The organism is Ktedonobacter racemifer DSM 44963, assembly GCF_000178855.1.
GTDB classification, from domain to species: domain Bacteria; phylum Chloroflexota; class Ktedonobacteria; order Ktedonobacterales; family Ktedonobacteraceae; genus Ktedonobacter; species Ktedonobacter racemifer.
The window spans coordinates 2580412-2598721 of record NZ_ADVG01000001.1 but is presented as its reverse complement, the minus strand read 5'-3'; the positions used below and the strand labels follow the sequence as shown (position 1 = coordinate 2598721).

13 protein-coding genes and 2 pseudogenes are annotated in these 18310 nt (G+C 54.1%); 8 read left to right on the top strand and 7 right to left on the bottom strand.

The features are described 5' to 3' along the window. Positions 1-19: 19 nt before the first annotated feature. Complete coding sequence (locus tag KRAC_RS11270) at positions 20-415, top strand: hypothetical protein (RefSeq protein ID WP_007907016.1); 396 nt, start codon at positions 20-22, stop codon at positions 413-415. A 487-nt stretch (positions 416-902) separates the two neighbouring features. On the opposite strand, the gene KRAC_RS11265 is transcribed toward KRAC_RS11270, so the two are convergent. The 3 genes from KRAC_RS11265 to KRAC_RS11255 form a co-directional block, all read right to left on the bottom strand. Then, entirely contained in the window at positions 903-1472 is a 570-nt protein-coding gene (locus KRAC_RS11265; protein ID WP_157506658.1) for a hypothetical protein, read from the bottom strand. Between the two features lie 840 nt (positions 1473-2312). After that, positions 2313-2831: a pyridoxamine 5'-phosphate oxidase family protein gene (locus tag KRAC_RS11260; RefSeq protein WP_007907013.1), complete on the bottom strand. Its 519-nt coding sequence runs from the start codon at positions 2829-2831 to the stop codon at positions 2313-2315. Between the two features lie 224 nt (positions 2832-3055). Continuing rightward, positions 3056-4249, bottom strand: coding sequence for an ISAzo13 family transposase (locus KRAC_RS11255; RefSeq protein ID WP_083814594.1), 1194 nt, complete (start codon positions 4247-4249; stop codon positions 3056-3058). 90 nt (positions 4250-4339) lie between these two features. Here KRAC_RS11255 and KRAC_RS75805 point away from each other — a divergent pair, with 90 nt between their 5' ends. Beyond that, entirely contained in the window at positions 4340-4465 is a 126-nt protein-coding gene (locus KRAC_RS75805; protein ID WP_083814694.1) for an HNH endonuclease, read from the top strand. A gap of 330 nt (positions 4466-4795) precedes the next feature. Here KRAC_RS75805 and KRAC_RS11250 read toward each other — a convergent pair whose 3' ends face one another. After that, on the bottom strand, positions 4796-5215 hold the full coding sequence (locus KRAC_RS11250; RefSeq protein WP_007907008.1) for a response regulator: 420 nt from the start codon (positions 5213-5215) through the stop codon (positions 4796-4798). 434 nt (positions 5216-5649) lie between these two features. On the opposite strand from KRAC_RS11250, the gene KRAC_RS11245 reads away from it, so the two are divergent. Further along, positions 5650-8172: a helix-turn-helix domain-containing protein gene (locus tag KRAC_RS11245; protein WP_007907006.1), complete on the top strand. Its 2523-nt coding sequence runs from the start codon at positions 5650-5652 to the stop codon at positions 8170-8172. Positions 8173-8498: 326 nt separating this feature from the next. Here the strand turns inward: KRAC_RS11245 and KRAC_RS11240 are convergent, their stop codons facing one another. Further along, on the bottom strand, positions 8499-9692 hold the full coding sequence (locus KRAC_RS11240; protein WP_052568301.1) for an RNA polymerase sigma factor: 1194 nt from the start codon (positions 9690-9692) through the stop codon (positions 8499-8501). 56 nt (positions 9693-9748) lie between these two features. Further along, positions 9749-10114, bottom strand: coding sequence for a YciI family protein (locus KRAC_RS11235; RefSeq protein ID WP_007907003.1), 366 nt, complete (start codon positions 10112-10114; stop codon positions 9749-9751). A gap of 374 nt (positions 10115-10488) precedes the next feature. Between KRAC_RS11235 and KRAC_RS11230 the strand changes: the two are divergent. Both KRAC_RS11230 and KRAC_RS11225 read left to right on the top strand, forming a co-directional pair. After that, positions 10489-11842: pseudogene (locus tag KRAC_RS11230) on the top strand (IS701 family transposase). A gap of 872 nt (positions 11843-12714) precedes the next feature. Next, positions 12715-13269 (top strand): annotated as a pseudogene (locus KRAC_RS11225) (ISAzo13 family transposase); the annotation flags it as partial. A 351-nt stretch (positions 13270-13620) separates the two neighbouring features. Here the strand turns inward: KRAC_RS11225 and KRAC_RS11220 are convergent. Next, positions 13621-14760: a rhomboid family intramembrane serine protease gene (locus KRAC_RS11220; RefSeq protein ID WP_052568160.1), complete on the bottom strand. Its 1140-nt coding sequence runs from the start codon at positions 14758-14760 to the stop codon at positions 13621-13623. Between the two features lie 460 nt (positions 14761-15220). Here KRAC_RS11220 and KRAC_RS11210 point away from each other — a divergent pair, with 460 nt between their 5' ends. The 3 genes from KRAC_RS11210 (at position 15221) to KRAC_RS11200 (ending at position 18152) form a co-directional block, all read left to right on the top strand. Beyond that, the gene (locus KRAC_RS11210; RefSeq protein WP_007906998.1) at positions 15221-15715 is read left to right on the top strand and encodes a helix-turn-helix domain-containing protein; all 495 of its coding nucleotides are present in this window, start codon (positions 15221-15223) and stop codon (positions 15713-15715) included. After that, positions 15607-16224: an IS630 family transposase gene (locus KRAC_RS11205; RefSeq protein ID WP_274532118.1), complete on the top strand. Its 618-nt coding sequence runs from the start codon at positions 15607-15609 to the stop codon at positions 16222-16224. The genes KRAC_RS11210 and KRAC_RS11205 overlap by 109 nt, the downstream gene beginning before the upstream one ends. Positions 16225-16928: 704 nt before the next feature. Next, the gene (locus KRAC_RS11200) at positions 16929-18152 is read left to right on the top strand and encodes an ammonium transporter (RefSeq protein ID WP_040443351.1); all 1224 of its coding nucleotides are present in this window, start codon (positions 16929-16931) and stop codon (positions 18150-18152) included. Positions 18153-18310: the final 158 nt, after the last annotated feature.

Genomic DNA, 18310 nt, shown 5'->3' with positions numbered 1-18310 from the left:
AATGAGAGAGGAGTTCCCTATGGAGAACGTAAAAGAGCAGCACGGTCGCCGGTTCCGTCAGGCTTGGATTGAGGGGGTACAAAGGTATTATCCAGGCACGCCGAAGCCCGGCTATATTTCTCCCTGGGAGGAGATGCCCGGCTGGGAGCAGGAAGCAGCAAGTGCAGTTTATAACAAAGCACGTGCACTGATTCTTTCTGGACTACAACACGAGCCAGCAACGCGCCTGGCACCTGAACAGGGAGGGCGCTTCATCGCAGAGGCCTGGACCGTGCAGATGTATCGCCTTTTGGGCAATCCAAAGCCTGGCTACGTTGCAGACTGGGAGGACTTGCCTGAGTGGCAACGCAGGACAGATATAGACATTTTTGCCGAAATTGAGGCGGCTGCGTTAGAAGATGTTGCGCAGGTATAAATGCGTTTCTATGCTTAACATGTAGCGTTGTTTTTATTCTCACGGAGAAAGACTCTCTTCATTAACATGACGTACCTCTGCTTGATTGGCGAGGTCTTGAGAAGACAGAAAAATCAGTCGTAAGCGTTGAGCCATATGGAGCGTGCAAAAGAGAAAGCGTCTCGTCTATCGAAGACGGCGCGGGATCATATTCGATGCTGGCGATGACACAACAGGCATTGGGCTAGCATGCGCAGGTCTCCTCAAGGCCTATCGCTCCCGTTCGTCCTATCAGATGAAAGGTCTTTGCCATCATGTCGCGGCGTATGAGGTCTCGCCAGTTCTCCGGCAATGAGAAGCTTTTGGGCAAATCGACAAAATGAGCATGGGCGATATCGGCAGCGCATCCGAAAAGCCTTCTTCCAGGAGGGGTCGCTGCCAGTTCTGCTCCTTGACCATGCAGGTGCTGCTGTCGTACTCGATGCCCCAGTGTACAGAGTAAATAGATCTACTTCTTTTTGATACCTAAAGCCACAAACCGCCAATCATGATCAGGATACCCAACCGCTTGCCAAATCAGTCGATGAGCAGCATGCCCTGTGAGCAACCCTCGTTTTACGAGCATAGCAGCCACTTTATCGACAGCCATGGAGTAGTCTGAAAGGATTGTTTGTGCCTGTGCCCAGCACGTATCTGTTATAGCCTCGCGTTGCTGCTGGTCGATATCCATCTGGGAAAGTATTCTTTTAATTCGTTCCAAATCATCTCGTTCGCTTCCCTCAGGATATCTGACGCTATCATCCTCTTCATCCAATGCGAGATAGAGAGAGCAATAAGAGGCGGTGGACAGCATACCAGCGTAGTAGATCGTGATAAGATCAGGATTGGCGCTTTTCTCATTCCACTCTGGATGTCCATTTGCGTCTTCAATGTAGGCACTAAAACGGCAATAGCCTCCATATCCGTCTTCTCCACTCAGGAGCGCGACAGATTCGATGCACCGTCCAAGCGCGTGTCCTACGACAGCGTGTCCCGCTTCGTGATAGGCTTTGAGCACTGTGATGGTATCCGCAAACATTTTTATCCCCCCGATGAAAATTGATAACAATGTGATTTCTTCAATCAGAATATATTGCGTCAGCACCTGAAGTGTCGAGAAGATCTCGTCCCAAGGGACCATCAGCGGAGAGGTATATCAACGGCCGCCTGGCTCAACGTCTCAGCCGCTTGCGAGTCCGTTCGTGCTCGTCTCCCTGGCTTGCGCTTTGAGGAGCACCTGAACGATCACATGTGCTAATTCTTCTGCATCGCTGTTTGTTCAGCTTGCGAGTGTACGTCGCGTCGTTGGGAAAGCGCTGGGGCCATTCCAATTCAGTCTGCCGAAAAGGATGACGTAACTGAGGCTTGCCCTTTTCTAACCTCTCAGCATAAAGATCAAAAACGTCTCTGTTCACTCAGTCATCGAAACATGTGTTGTTCCCTCATCCGCAAACTTTACAAGACAGTGACCCAGGCAATTTTGTAGGTAGTTGTGTTCAGATCAAACATAATGATGGCTCGTCAAAACTCGCTCATTTTAAATTGGTTCCTGGCCATTGGTTCTCCTTAAGATGATCATTTTCTATTCCATTCTTTTTTGTAAGAGAGAAAAGGTACATTATCGCCTACATCTTCAATGAATGACGATATTGGCTTATTTATGGCATTTACATTTATGAGTGCCGTAATCATATGTTAAATTAGTGGTAATAAGTGCTAAGGAGCCACACGGAAATAAGATGATGGTACATCAGCCCAAGGTTCGTCCATATTTTGGCCCAAGGGCGAGTTATTTTGTGAAGGTTCGAACACAACCGCGCTCCATCGGTTGAGACAGAACGCGGCCAATGCTTGTCGCGTGGCGACGCGACGCGAGAAGTTAGAACTGGTGACGAGTATGGCTGAAGTGGCCCTTAGCGAACGCGAAGACCTTGGTGAGCTTGACCGAGAAGACGAGAATCGAATCTGGGAGGACCTCGTGCTCATCGTGGTGGTAAAAGGAACCGTCGCGTACGAGATATTGCCATCGTCCGTCCCACCTGGTGGCCCACACCCTGGCGAGTTGTTCGAGCCTGTCATGATCGGTGATCCGGACAGCCTCGCCCTCGACTACCACGTCGAGTCCTTCCTCCCAACGGTTGCAGCCAGTCGTCAAAATCACGTGCGGGTTCCCCCGCAGGTTGATGGCCTTCTGCTCAGTGTCGGCAGAGCTGAAGTGGATAGTTCCATCGTGCCAGACAGCAACGACGGGTGTGACATGAGGGCGACCATCGGTCCGCACCGTCGAGAGCCAAAAGAGCTCGGCGGTTTCGAGTACGCGACGCGTCTGCTCCCACGACGTGACCACTCCGTCCGGTTCGCTGTATCGCGTGTCGAGTGTCGTGATGGGTTCGTTCATCACAAGAATTCCTTTCAATCGTTCCGTTTCTCCCGAGCCTGAGGGGAGAATGTACCAGTCCATTCTCTTTGCGCGAGGGAAAACTGGAAAGGTCAAAAACGACGCGATGCCTCCAAAGGTTGGAAGAGCCGCTTCAGACGGGAAGCGGGTGGCGAGAACCTTCACAGAATGACTCACCTTTGAGCCAAAAAATGGACGAGCCTTGGGCTGATGTACCAAGATGATTATCTCGCTTGAGGCTTGATGGTATAGTTCCACTCTCCATGAAAGGCATCGCTGAAGAGGTTGAGAGCAGCAAGTTCCTCGTCAGTGACTTTCAGACCGGTGGGATAGGTCTGGCTATCTTTGACAGCGGTCACCGTTAAGCCTTCAGTGGTCGTGGTGTGAGAGATGAGCTCAAGCACGACTTCCAGAGACGTGAGGGGTTTCGCACGCCAATTGATCGAGATAAAAGAAAAAAGCCGATGCTCGATCTTGTTCCATTTGCTGGTGGCAGGCGGATAATGCGCTACCGTAATTGCGATCTGCTCTTCATTGGCGAGCTCCTGGAGCTTCTTCTTCCACAGCCGATTTCTGACCCCGTTGGAACCGCCCCCATCGGCGGTAATGAGCAGGTTGCGCTTCTCGGGATAGAGCGCTTTGCCGGACTGCTGCCACCATCTCCTGATACTTTCCACGGCAAACGCTGCCGTGTCATGATCGATCCCTACGTTGACGAAGCCTCGGTTATGAACCAGATCATAAATGCCGTACGGAATAGCTTTGCCATCGGCGAGCGAAAGAAAGTCGTACACATTGACGTTCGTCTCTTCTTCTTTTGCCTGCCATTCCCGCCCGTTGTTCTTGAAGGTGCCTATGAGTTCTTTTTTCTTGCAGTCGACGGAAATGATCGGATCACCACACGCCTCAAATTGGTCGCACTTCTGTTTGATCTGGGCAAATTGGGCATCACGATCTTGGTGTGAGCTGCCTTCAAGGTTCTTCTTATTGGCTACAAGCCGGTAGCCAAGTGAGAGGAGCACATCGCGCAGCGCCGTATCCGCGATGGTATGCCCCATCGCGTGCAACGCTCCTTTCAGATGCGCCACACTCTTACAGGTCCATTTGAGCAGACTCATCGGATCGCCTTTGGGCTCCAGGAGTCCTTCCAAATCCGAGAGCAGCGTGGGATCTTTCTCGCTTTCTTTTTTTCGTCCGCCCCCTTCTGCTCGCTGCCTCTGCCCTAGGGTATAGCCCTCTCCTGCTTCCACTTCTCTGATCCCTCGCCGGATCGTATTTTGGGACACCTGTGCTTCTTGCGCGACTTGCGCCACTGATCCTCGCTCTTTGGCTTCCAGGGCCAGATACTGTCTCCATTGCTTCTCGTTCAAGAGCGCATGCATCTGCTGATATTTGTCTCTTCGATCTACTTGCATCATGCCGAGAAGGATATCACATCCTCCTCGGCATGATGCAAGTTATTTCCGAGAGAACCCCAAGGCGGCCTCTGCCCTCTTTGTAGCCGCAAGATTACGAAGCTCACAGGATGGCACAGCCATCATATTGAGTGGAAAAGTCACGGCGGCAGAGATCAGGCAGGGAATCGTGTCCTTCTCCACCCAGAATGTCATGAGCGGCTTCATCGTCAAGGGTGAACCGTCTCGAAACTGCGTCCCTCACGGGGCGTTAGAAAGGCTTGAGCGGCATGCAGGGAAACTTGCACGTGTCGTTCTTAGAGGGCTTGGAGGCGGTAACGCCTCCCGGCTACTCGGCGAGGGGACGATGGTAACATCGTCTCCTTACCCGACCGTTGGAAACGGACTGACGTGAGTCAGCATCGCGCTGGCGGCCTACTTCATGCCGGAGCGCGTCTGCCCGAACGTTCAGGGGAACCACCACAAGAGCCAGCATTCCGGCTTCGGTGGGAAGGACTGGAAGCGTGGAACAAACACCTGGAACCCCCGCCGCTTTCGCGCGGGGAGCTTTCAGACCGTGACAGCAACCACTGCTCTGGATAGAAGCCCCTCTATGGTGTTGATCATATCATCGAGCTCGAATGGCTTGTTTATGAAACACACGTGACGTTTTTCAAGTTCCCGTATCGGAATATTTGCGCTCATAAAGAGAGCAGGAGTCTCTGAAAACTTCTTCATAGCATGAAGAGAGTCATAGAGCTCCAATCCGCTCATAAACGGAAGGTGATAGTCAAGCAGAAAAAGATCCGGTGTGAGACTCCTGGTGAGTTGCAGCGCCTGTTTTCCATCAGTGACAAGAATGGCTTTATAGGGCGTTTCTTCATGAATCACTTCTACGAGGAGCATCCCGATGCAAGAATTGTCCTCAACTACCAAAATTGTTTGAGTGGTTGGATGCTCTTCTCGCGAAAACAGATTACTATTCCACATAGCTCATACTTTCGCTCCGGTGGCTACCGAGCGTTCCTCCTTTTCTCCTTACTATCTAGAGCCGCACGACGTCGCTTTCTGGTTCCTCTTGTTCATTTTGCAAATATGCCAACGAAAGTCTGGCGTGCTGGTATTTTCTCGCTTGTAGCCAGAAACAGCAAGCATAAAAGTGCCTCAGGAAAGCTGAGCATTCCTTCTTTCGCTTGCAATGCTATAGTGAAATTATGCCAGCAGTCCAGGGCAGATTACAATGTCAAGTCATTGTCAACTAGCAGATATCTTCAGACATCTTTCCCTATTGCATCGATGAACCTCTTCATAGAAGAGGATTTATTTATCCTATGGGAACAGAAATTGAAGTGCAGAGCTAACAATGATGGTTAAAGTAAGTGAAACAACCTTCGGTCAGTGGAGGAACAAGGAGCATTGTCGATATGAAAGTCCATCCATTGAAATATGAGCGAGAACTGCGTGGATGGTCCCAGGCGAAGGTAGCCAAGGCAATCGGAACGACGTCCAGAACCGTCCATCGCTGGGAGCATGGTCAGGGAGTGCCCTATCCTTATTATCGCGAAAAACTGTGTGCTCTTTTTGGCAAGAATACCGAGGAACTAGGCCTGTTACCGGAGAAAAATCTGGAGTCAATGGATAGGGCTTCTTCCCCTTCCTCTCTGCCATCTTCATCAGAGTTCGTTCAACCGATACCCAGTCTTTACGATCCAGCGATTCTTGCGGCTCCGGCAGGAGAAAGTGCTCTAATCGGACGAGATGTCTTGTTAACAGAGCTTAAGCAACAACTCTTGGCACACAAGAACTGGGCATTATATGGATTGCCAGGAATTGGCAAAACAGCCCTGGCTGCCGCGCTGGCTGCTGATCCGGAGATACAACATCGGTTCCATGATGGCATTCTCTGGGTGGGCCTGGGGACAGAGCCGAATGTACTGAGCTTACTTTCCCATTGGGCAACTCTTCTGGGTATTTCTCTGACACATGTTGAAAATGTCAGCAATTGGGAATCGTGGGGGATGGCGGTGCATGCCGCCATTGGAACTCGTTGCATGTTGATTGTTATCGATGATGCCTGGAAAGCCGAGGAAGCTCTGGCATTCCAGATCGGGGGACCCAACTGCGCGCACCTCGTTACAACTCGCCTTCCACACATTGCCGTTACCTTTTCTGGTCCGGGAGTTGTAGAAGTCCCCCAACTTGAGGAAACCGATGGGTTTGCTTTGCTTGCTCGCTTTGCCCCGGAGATTACGACGCAGGAAACCGAAAGTGCTTACGCACTTGTCCGTTCAGTTGGTGCTTTACCACTTGCGTTGACGCTCATAGGGAAATACCTGGGATCTCAGGCTTGCACCAGACAGCCACGCCGCTTGCACATGGCTATCACTCAGTTACAAGATGCACAACAACGGCTACTGCTCAGTGTCCCTGCTTCGTTGCTGGAACGCTCTCCTAGCCTCTCTCCAGGGACCCCCCTTTCGCTGCATGCTACCATTGAGGTCAGTGAGCGGCTGGTCAGTGAGCAAGCGCGCTTCGCCTTACGGGCACTCTCTGTCTTCCCTGCAAAGCCCAACAGCTTTTCAGAAGCATTGGCGTTGGCCGTGACAGGAGAGGGCACGCATGTGCTTGATGAACTCTGCGATGCGGGCTTATTGGAGTGTAGCTGGTCAGATCGTTATATGTTGCATCAAACCATCGCTGACTACGCAAAACAGTCTCTTACAGGGACGGATGCCTACAAAGACGTTTACAAGCGATGGATCTTGGTGAGCGTGAACTATGTAGAAACCTACCAGAACGATTACGAACAGTTGGACCTAGAAGTCAACAATCTCTTGGCCGCGTTCGACGCATCCTATCAACTGGAGCAACACCAGGAGGCCATCCGAGGTGTGTGCGCATTTGCTCCCTTTTTGCAAGCGCGAGGCTTACACACTGTAGCCAGAGAATACCTCCAACAGGCGTATTCTGTTGCCAAGCCTTTGAGAGATCCATCTTACATCGTCACCATTTCCAGTTTCTTAGGTGAAATCGCCAGTATTCTGGGTGCAAACGCGCAGGCAGAAGAATATCTCCGAGACGGCCTTGCTCTGGCAAGTGAACACGGTGATCAAGTGCATCTTTGCCGTTTGCTCTCCTCTCTCAGTTTTCTGGCCATCATGCGAGGCCATCCAGCGCAGGCGAAAGCCTATGCCGAGGAAGGGCTGACTATTGCTCGCCTATTGGGACATCGTAAACCGATCGTAGACCTGCTCACCTGGCTCGGATGGGCTGCCTATGATCAGCAAGATTACACACTGGCGGATACCTACTATCAGGAAGCACTTCCCCGAGCTCGTCAGATTAACGATCAGCAGGCCCTCTGTCGTGTCCTTATAGGTCAGGGATGGCTGGCAACGGCTCTGGGCAACTATGCTCAGGCAGAGGCTTTTTACCAGGAAGGGACAACCATTGCCCATCAGCTTCAGCACAGATTCTGCCTCTGTTTGCTGCGGATAGGCCAGGGATGGCTATCTGGTAGACAGGGAAACTATGCCGAGGCGGAAGCTGCTACGCAAGAGGCACTGGAACTAGCACGACGTATGCATGCATACGAATTGACATATCGTTCGCTCACCAGTCTCGGCTGGCTCGCAGAAAAACGCGGGGCATACACCGAGGCGGATACCTACTATCAAGAAGCACTGATTCTGGTACGCCGGCATGAACGGCCTCAACTGCTCTGCATGGTTCTCTTCCATCTCGGTAAGCTGCGTTTGAAGCAACAGCAGTTCGAGGCGGCAGCAGCTTTCTTTCAGGAGATGTTCAACCGGGTTCCCGAAGGGGACCAAAATTTAATCGCCCGTGCGCAGAGCGGCCTGAAGCAGGTCACGCTTATTCAGAGCCATCAAGCAGAGAAACGTGACGACTCCCCACGGCTAAAGGCTGACACTTACACACAATCTTAAGCGTGCCCAAAGGAAAGAGCAAGAAGAAGGTGGAAATTGCGGGCCTTGCTCACTTTCGGTGTTTAAGCCCATCAGCGGATAAGAGTGAAAAGCTTTCGTGGCTTCTAGAGCGATTTCTTGCCGTGCGGTCATAACTCTACGTTCATCGAACCACCGAAAGTGAGCAAGACCCGATTTTGCACTGAAGGGTGGGAATTTGATCTGAATCATGGGAATTGATGTTTCTATGCCTTGTAAATTGGCATGCTTTGGGAAGAGGCAAAGAAGCCTCTTCCCAAGATCTTTCTTGCTCAGTTCCAAAGTGCGGCTGTAGTGTGACGGCTGGGTCAACCCGCCGGGTCGGCGGGCGGCGTGAGATGGTGCAGCCGGGCCGCGCGAATCGCGAGGTAGCGCTGCTCGGGCACGCTTGCGGTCATCCTCGCCGCCCGCAGGTAGGACTCGCGCGCTGCGACCGTGTCACCCGCACGTTCGAGCAGGTGTGCACGCACGGACTCGAGGCGATGCGTGTGCGCCATCCGGTCGTCCGCGTCGAGCGTGCCGAGTAGAGCAAGCCCGGCCTTAGGGCCGTGCACCATGGCCAGGGCGACCGCGTGGCTAAGCGTGACCATCGGTCCCGGTGCCACCTGGCTGAGCACCTCGTACAGCGCGAGAATCTGCGGCCAGTCCGTCTCCTCGGCGGTTGGGGCCTCGTCGTGCACCGCGGCGATCGCTGCCTGCAGCTGGTAAGGACCGATTGGGACGGTGCCCAGGGTCCTGGTGACCAGTGCTACGCCTTCAGCGATCTCGGCGGCGTCCCAGTGCTCCCGACGTTGCTCGGCGAGCGGCACGATCGACCCGGCGTTGGTCCTGGCCGCCCGGCGTGCGTCGGTTAGCAGCATCAGCGCGAGCAGCCCGGCGACCTCGCCCTCGCTCGGCAGCAGGCGATGCAGCAGACGGGTGAGCCGGATGGCCTCGGCGGTCAGGTCGGTCCGGTGCAGCGCCGGCCCCGAGCTGGTTGTATACCCTTCGTTGAAGACGAGGTAGAGCACATGCAGGACCACGTCGAGCCGCTCAGCTAGCTCGGAGGGTAGCTCGAACCGGGCCCCGGCGTTCCTGATGCGCTGCTTGGCCCGGCTGATGCGCTGTGCCATCGTGGCCTCGGGGACCAGGAACGCGGCCGCGATCTCAGTGGTCGTCAGGCCGCCGACGGCCCGTAGCGTGAGCGCGAGCTGCGATGAGGGCGACAGCGCGGGATGGCAGCACAGGAAGAGCAGCACGAGCGTGTCGTCATGGTCGATGGGCTGGTGGCCGACGCCCTGGGGATCGGCGACCGGCACGAGCGTCGTCATGGTCTCTTCACGGCGGCGCCGCGCGCTCTCGCTGCGCCACTCGTCGACCAGCGACCGGTTGGCCACGGTCAGCAGCCAGGACCTCGGCCAGTCCGGAACTCCCTCGGTCGGCCACTGTAGCGCCGCCGCGAGCAGCGCCTCCTGCACGGCGTCCTCGCATGCGGCGAACTGCCCGTGCCGGCGCACCAGCATGCCGAGGACCTGCGGCGCGAGTTCACGCAGCAGGTCCTCGATCCGGTGTTCCGCGTTCACAGTTCCGGCGCCGACGACTCGTCCATGATCCGCCGAACTTCCATGGGGTACTCGATGAAGGCGACAACCTGGGACGCGATCTCGATCGCCCGTCCCTCGCTCACGTCGACGATCCAGTAGCCGGCCAGCGATTCCTTGACCTCGGCGAACGGCCCGTCGGTCGGCACTGGGACACCGTTCTGGAAACGGACTGTCTTCGCCTGGCTCGTGTCAACGAGGCCGTGTGAAGCCACCACCTCGCCGGACTCCTTCAGCTCCCCATCCAGCTTCAGCATGAACTCGTGCATGCTCGTAATCCACTCAGGTGTCCGTCTCTCCAGCGTGGCGCCCAGACCCCCAAACATCATGATCATGTACTTCATTTCGAACTCCTTTCGAACTCCTTTTACTACGGCGCCCAGGATGGGCGCTCACTCCTTGGTCGGAGCGGTTGCCCGATTCTCGACATCCTGGCCAGGACTTTTCTCGACTAAGAAACAACCTGGCCCAGTGCTTGGGCAGCTGACTGGTAATAAGCGTGTAGAGTGGATCTTACACAAATTAGAAACGTCATGCGTTGTAAACGCACCACTCCCGATGAGGTTTTATACGCCCTCAGAAGAAATATCATGCGCCGGAGGCGCACCACTCCCGATGAAAAGGCTGGGCTTCTCAGGTAGACTTTATCCAATCGATAGACAAAAAACGAAAGGCAGAGTAAGCTTCCCTTAAAATTCTTACCAAGGAAAAAGAAGAGATGCTGACACTGCCTACAAGGATTATACACGTCTTGCGCCATTTTGAAGAGGCTTTCAGCGAGCGCGTATGGGAATGGGCCAAAGTGCTCTTGATCGGGGCCATTCTGGCCCCCGGAGAGAGAACCGTTGCAGCAATCCTGAGAGTGATGGGATGCTCGGACGAAAAGCAGTTCCAGAACTATCACCGCGTCCTTAATCGCGCCATCTGGTCTTCGCGAGAACTGAGTCGGCGCCTGCTGGTGTTGTTGGTGTGTCTGTTTGTTGCAGGAAACGAGCCAGTCATCCTGGGCCGATGAAACGATAGAACGCCGAAGAGGCCGTAAGATTGCTGCACGAGGGGTCTATCGTGATCCCGTTCGTAGTAGCAAGGAGTTCTTTGTGAAAACCAATGGTTTGCACTGGATCTCGATGATGCTGCTGACCTCTATCCCGTGGGCACAGCGGGTGTGGGCCTTGCCTTTTTTGAGCGTTCTGGCTCCTTCGGAGCGCTATCATGAGGAGCGCCACATGCGGCACAAAACCATCACCGATTGGGCCTGGCAGATGATCCTGCAAGTCGTTCGCTGGCTCCCTGGTCGAAGCCTGGTCATCATCGCTGATGGAACCTATGCCGTGCTGGATTTCTTGCTGAAAGTCAGCCGCTTGCCTGGGGTGAGCGCCATCACGCGCTTGCGCTTGGATGCCTGTTTGTATGATCCGGCTCCTGCACGTGAAGCTGGCAAACGCGGTCGCACAGCGCTCAAAGGCCCCGCGCAACCCAAGTTGGCTCAGCGTCTGAAAGATCCCGCGACGCAGTGGGAGAAACATACCCTCTCCTGGTATGGAGGCACAACGCGTGAGATGGAGATTGCGACTGGCACGGCTCTGTGGTATCAATCTCCCGTTCCCCCTGTTGCGATTCGTTGGGTGCTCATTCGTGACCTTGCTGGCCAATACGAGCCGACAGCCTTGCTGTGCACCGATCTCCACGCTCAGGCGGCTCAGATCGTGGAGTGGTTTGTCTTGCGCTGGACAGTCGAAGTCACCTTTCATGAGGTGCGTGCGCATCTGGGCGTCGAGACGCAACGCCAATGGTCGGATCTGGCGATTCTGCGTACCACTCCTGCATTGTTGGGCCTGTTTTCGCTTGTCACCATTTTTGCGCAGCAATTGCTGGATGCTCAAGCGTTTCCTGTGCGCCAGGCCGCTTGGTACTGCAAAACCTTGCCGACCTTTTCTGATACGCTGGCTTTCGTTCGTCAGCATCTCTGGCCCTCCGCCTTTTTTTCGGTGTCGTCCACAGATGCCGACACCATTCAAATTCCACGAGCCCTTTTCGACCGCTTTGTGGATACACTCGCTTTTGCTGCTTGATCAGCACAATTCATCTGAAACATTTGGATAAAGTCTACCTCAGAAGATACTTTTCAACGTGAGAGCGTAGCAAGTAACCAATAAGCCCCTAAATTGCCATCAGTCTGCCTATCTGAGTAACCATGAGCGCACCTCCCAGAAGAATGATAGATGTTTTTACCCGCATCTCCGCAAGCTTTTTACCCAGAAAGCTGAGGTATTGCTCAATTTGTGCGCTGTTCATATTGTTCCCTCAAAACAAAAACCACCTGGTGGCCTTTTTCTCATCTTCTTCTTGTTGCCTTCACTACACGCCTTACCGTCTCATATGATACCCCCTATCATGGGCAACCCTACGTAGAGGTTCTCTCTTCTCGACGACACGACGTACCATGTTCGGCCACTAAGAAACAGGGATTTTCCATTGTGCCTCGCCTGGGCCTGAGTGTCGCTGAGCAAGGGAAACAATGGCTGGATTATCACGTGCCTGGTTAAATGGAGCATCAGATCGAGCATGATCAGAACTGGATTTCGGCGTATACATGAGGATATCATTGCGACCCGAAAACAACTTGTCAATGGGGATCAAGGCCAGGTGCGACCGGTGGTTCGTCGCCCGTCGGTTCCGTAAGAAGAAGACGCCTTGACACATTGACAAAATCAACCAGTGTCAAGGCTTCTTCGTTTTCTCTGTGGTCAGAAAAAGGGGAATTCTCTGTTAGAACCTGATTCGCGAGCGACTATACTCCTTTATTCACTGTAGGGATTGTTGCTACCAAAGCAAATGGGAAAGTATCTATACATACCAGTATGGTCGGCGGAAGGAGCAATCCTTCCGCCGACCATACTGGTATGTATAGATAGGTGTCCCGTACCTGGTAAAATGGTACTTGACACCTTATGGTGTCTACGATCTGATGCACAACCGGGGCTTTGTGAATGTGGGCATTGACCATGACACGGCGGAGTTTGCGGTCGAGAGTATCCGGTGCTGGTGGAACCAGCATGGCAAACACTTGTACCCCGAGCAGACCAGGTTGCTCATCACCGCTGATGGAGGTGGCTCCAACGCCGCGCGTAGCCGCTTGTGGAAGCGCGAGATGCAACGGCTAGCTGACGAGACCGGGCTTTCCATCACCGTGTGCCATTTTCCGCCAGAAACCAGTAAATGGAACAAGATCGAACATCGACTCTTCTCTTACATCTCCATCAACTGGCGTGCCAAGCCCCTGATCTCTCTTGAAACAGTCATTGAGCTCATTTCTCATACGACCACGCAGGAAGGATTGGTCGTCACTGCTATCAAGGACGCCAACACGTATCCGACTGGTATTAAAGTGAGCGATGAGCAACTCAAGGCTCTTCACATCGCCAGAGATGATTTTCATGGCGAGTGGAATTATACCTTCGAGCCTGAAGATTTTGCCTCTCAAGGTCTGGTTATTTAAGCGAGAGTCCTTAGCGATGTTTTTCTTTGTCAAGGGGGAGGACGCTGATATGTTTCATTTCATGCGCAAAGGCGCACTTCTCCCCTTTCTCTCAGATCAAACGCTTGTTGGGAGAATTTGTCCGTGTTCGAGGCGAAGGGGCAAGCACGCTATTTACCCGTCAGCCACCTGCTGCCCCTGTTTGTAGGAATGCCTTCCCCTCAGGACTTTTGTGACTCAACCGAGTCACAGCGAGATTGCAAGCTCGACTTCCTATATTAGCGTAACGTGAGCGGCAACAAGCAAAGGGCGAAAAAAGAGGGGAAGTATCTTGAGAAATGCTTCTCCTTGTTTCTTGTTAGGTGGTAGCTGCTAGAAGAGGTTGCGGCGCTGGCGTGGGGCCAGCAGGACGGCGATGATCAGGCCCCCGACGATGCTGGCGATCAGCCCATAGACATGGGTTAATTGCCCCTGGGCAAAAGCAATGTTCAGCACTATGTTGAGTCCCGCAAAGAGCAGCCACTGCTGGAATGCGCCCTGGCCAAAGCCACCAAGGGATTTGCGGTTGATAAAGTAGAAGCCCCCCAGTGCTCCAAAGATGCCAAAGACGGCGTAGGTCATACCTGAACCAAGGCCGCCTAGAAAGTATTGATCTACAAGAAGGCCAATGAGGCCGGAAGCCAGGTATATGACGATGTAGCGCCACTTGCCAAAGAGTCCCTCTACGGCCCGTCCGACGAAGAAGAGCGAGAAGAGGTTAATGATGAGCTGAAAGGGACTGACTGCGATGAAGATGAGGCCCAGGTACCAGAGAGGATTCGTTATATTAATCTTAAGGACACCCAGATAGAAGGCGAGGAAGGCGATGATGCTGAGCGCGACAATGATATTTGTCACCAGGCCGGGCATCTGACTCATCATGAAGCGTGCGCGAATCATGCGGCGCTGCATCCCATTTGGGCGCGACCAGGTGGGTATGGACTCCCTGCTGGCCCCATTCGCCGTATTTGTAGGAAGTACAGTCGGCTGGGCTAGCTGCTTCGCTGGCTCGGGTGGCGTGAGTGGCTCAACATTGGGGAAGCAGTGCTCGAAGCGTCCGCCATAGGAGAGGCGGGCCGCGCGTGCGCGTGCCAGATTCGCGTCATAGGTCTGTCCTGTTATGCGTAGCAGGTGTGAGCGTAACGCGTGCGCATAGGCGATCCCCGGGTCCTCGCTGATAACGGCATCGACACCCTGGAGTGCGCGCTCGAAGCGCCGATCAAGGAGATCGAGCAGTGCCTGGGCCAGGCCGGATTCCTGTCCACCGGCGGGCTGTAGCTCCTGCACGCGGCGGCAGGCCATCTGTACCACGCCATAGCTCCCCAGCCCCAGGTTGGCTTCCGCCAAGCCCAGGTGAATCATCGGGTTATCAGACTCTAGCTGAGCGCTGTGTGCATAGGCGATGGCGGCCTCACGTGGGCTGCCCTGAGCCAGGGCTTGCTTACCTTGTTCCAGGTATGTCTGTATATCCATTTGTGCTTCCACAAGAATCCTCCAAAAGGTATCTAGAAGAACGGGTTCTCTCTCTCCACCCTTCCCTCTCCGTAAGTGTTCTCTCGCTATTATATGTATCTGCTTATTCAATGAGATGTATAGATAGACCTCAGATGTATAAAATTATGCTCAATATCTTTCTGTGGGCCATCCCATTTTTTCCACCGAGCCGCTGACCGCCCGAAGACATCATGCGTCGCAGCTGGTAAATTGGGTCAAAGCGTGATGTCGTGGAGCGACGTGAAAGCGGATGAAAAGGTATTGTCAACTTAGCGAGAGAATTGAAGGTTTTTTTTGAAAAGAATGGTGAGGGGAAGAGAAAAAGCGGAGAAGCGGGAAGGACAGTGTGGAATTATGCTGCCGTTTTTACTTCTGTTACTCGGTTCCACACATGAAATTGCTCCTGCAAGAGAGCATGATAGTCTGAGGTTTTGAGACGATGTCGTCTCGGTCGAAAGTGATCAGCGAATCGCTCGAAACGCTGGAAAACTACGAGCACGAACTGCGCGGCAAACGTCCAGTGGAGCGCATTCGGATGCTGCGCTTGCTCAAAACACGGCAAGCTACCACGCGGCAACAGTGTGCGGATCTGTTGGGCTACAGCCATCGTCAGGTTTCTCGCTGGTGGGCGCAGTACCAGCAGGAAGGATTAGACGACCTGTTACGCCTGGCTCCTGCACATGGACGACGAGGTCGTATGACTGCCGAAGCCTGGCAGGATCTGCAAGAGCAGATGAAAACTGGGCAGATCGCCCGCTTGCAAGATGCTCAACAGTATCTCGACGAGCACTGGGGGATCAGCTACTCCAGTGTGAGCAGCCTCTCCTGGCGCATTCAGCAGCAGCACGTCAAGCTCAAGACAGGACGTCGGCAGCATCGACGGAGCTCTCCCCAACAACAAGCCCAGCTAAAAAAAACTTCGGAGACCTGCTGAGCGCACAGCAGCTCGAGATCGCCGTGGCCTTCGATGAAGGACGCTTTGGGCTCAAAATGTGGCTGCGACGACGCTGGTGCCCCAAGGGCTTTCGGCCACCTTGGATCGTCGAGGACCACTACGAATGGCTCTGGGTGTATGCGGCGGTCGAACCGCAGACGGGACGAGCCCTCTTCTTGTTCTTGCCCTCGATGCAAGCAGGCTGCTTGCAGATCTTTTTGGATCAGCTTCGAGAGACTTGGCCGCACCAGCGCATTGGGGTCGTGCTCGACAATGCACCCAGCCATCGTTGCGGGCAGATCCACTGGCCTGATGGCCTGGTGCCGCTCTCTTTGCCGCCCTACAGTCCTGAGCTCAATCCAGCAGAGCCGATCTTTCGGCTCCTGCATCAACGACTGGCCAATCGCATCTTTGAGACGCTCGACGAGTTGCGTGAGGCTCTCACCTCCTGTCTTGAGGCGTTTTGGGAGCTTCCGCAGATTCTTGTTCAGCTGACTTCCTATCCCTAGTGGATTGATGGGCTTCAGGCATTATGACACCCGTTTTTGGAATTAGTATAAGAAGAATCTTATGAAGAGGTTGGTTGGTTTTGAGAAGAGTCCTGTTCTGGAAGCACCGCTTTGAGTATGGATCCTACAAGGTTCTTTTGCATGTTCTGAGGCATGCATTGATGCAGTTAAACGCTGTGATTTCCCGCATCCATTTGTATAAAATGCACAATGTGGATGGGTTGAATTGTTGCAGTTTGCCAATGTACGGGATATCTGTTTGCATGGTACATTTCTTGTACGAGTATTTTAGCGGCCAATGTTTATCGTGAGCGGCCTCCATGTAGAGTGGGCGCAGGATGTACCGCGCTAGACTCCCTGTTGAACGTTTGACAGGTCATAATTATAGCAATATGTGGACAATGATGTTCAGCGAACGCACCTCTACGCATACTGCCTATTCGGAAATCTGAGCCAGGGAGCATCAGCCATGGCCATGATTTTCGTATAAAGGCATACCTGGTGGCATAGTTTCATTTTATGGTGGAGGGACAATGTCCACAGTTGAAACCACACGACCTATTGCCAGCGCGAGTGCCGGCAGACAGGTAACGAAAAATACTTTCGCGCTCTATGTTCTGCTGCTCTTTGTGCTTGGGGCCGGTATCGGCTACGCGACGACCTTTTTCGCTGGTTCCTCAGCAGGTGCCTATGACGCTAAGATCATCAATGCGGGTGATACAGCCTGGGTGCTACTCTCAGCCGCCCTGGTCATGTTGATGACGCCCGCGGTCGGCTTCTTCTACGGAGGCATGGTGACGCGCAAGAACGTCGTCAGCGTCATCAAGCAGTCGCTGCTTATCCTAGGCCTGGTGAGTATCCAGTGGGTCCTGATAGGCTACAGCCTGGTCTTTGGCAAGGACATGGGCGGAGTTATTGGAGGCTTGAACTTCTTTGGCCTGCACGGCGTAGGCTATGCTCCTAATACCGACTATGCCGGAACCATTCCCCAGCTGGCATTTATGGTCTTCCAGGCGATGTTCGCCATCATTACGCCCGCTTTAATTATTGGCTCTTTTGTCGAGCGTATCCGCTTCCGCACCCTGGTGCTCTTCGTCGTGCTCTGGTCAACCCTGGTTTATGATCCCATCGCCCACTGGGTTTGGGGCATAGGCGGCTGGCTGCACAACCTGGGCACGCTGGACTTCGCCGGAGGAACCGTGGTGCATATCAGCGCGGGCTTCGCGGGCCTGGCCGCCGCCATTGTCATCGGCAAACGCAAGGATTATGCCCAGGGACAGCACTTGGCCGCAAATAACGTCCCCTTCGTCCTGCTGGGAGCGGCACTGCTCTGGTTTGGCTGGTTCGGCTTCAACGCTGGTAGCGCCCTGGCGGCCTCGCCCCTGGCGGTCAACGCCTTCGTGGTTACCAACACGGCTGCCGCAGCCTGCGCTCTGACCTGGATGGTCCTGAGCTGGGCGGAGAACAAGAAACCCAGTGCGATGGCAACGGCGACCGGCGCAGTCTGCGGCTTGGTGGCGATCACCCCCGCCAGCGGCTTTGTGGGCCCCATGGCCAGCCTGGCAATTGGCGTCATCACAGGCGTCGTGACCTACCTGATGCTGATGCTACGCAGCAAGAAGATGCGCGTTGACGATACCCTGGATGTCTGGGCGGCACACGGCATGGGCGGCGTTACGGGTGCTATCCTGACGGGCATCTTCGCCGAAAAGGCCATCAACAGCCTGGGCAACAACGGTTTGCTCTTTGGCAACCCTGCTCAGCTCCTCACCCAGATCCTGGCCACTGTAGTGACCGTCGTCTACTCCTTTGGCCTGACCTTCCTCCTGCTCAAGCTGCTCTCCCCCCTGGGCCTACGCGTCCGCCCCGAGGAAGAGGAGCAAGGTCTCGACACAGCCGTCCACGGCGAAGAGGGCTACCGCCTATAGGTTATATTATGTGTTCATCAAAGTTGGCCTCTGGAAACCCCTGCCTTTAGGCGTAGTCATTACACACTTCTCCAAACCCTTGTAAGCGCTGGCGGAGCAAAGTGTTTCATGGAGCTACGGGCGCAAACAGAGCCAGGGAAAAGTGCTACGCTCATCAT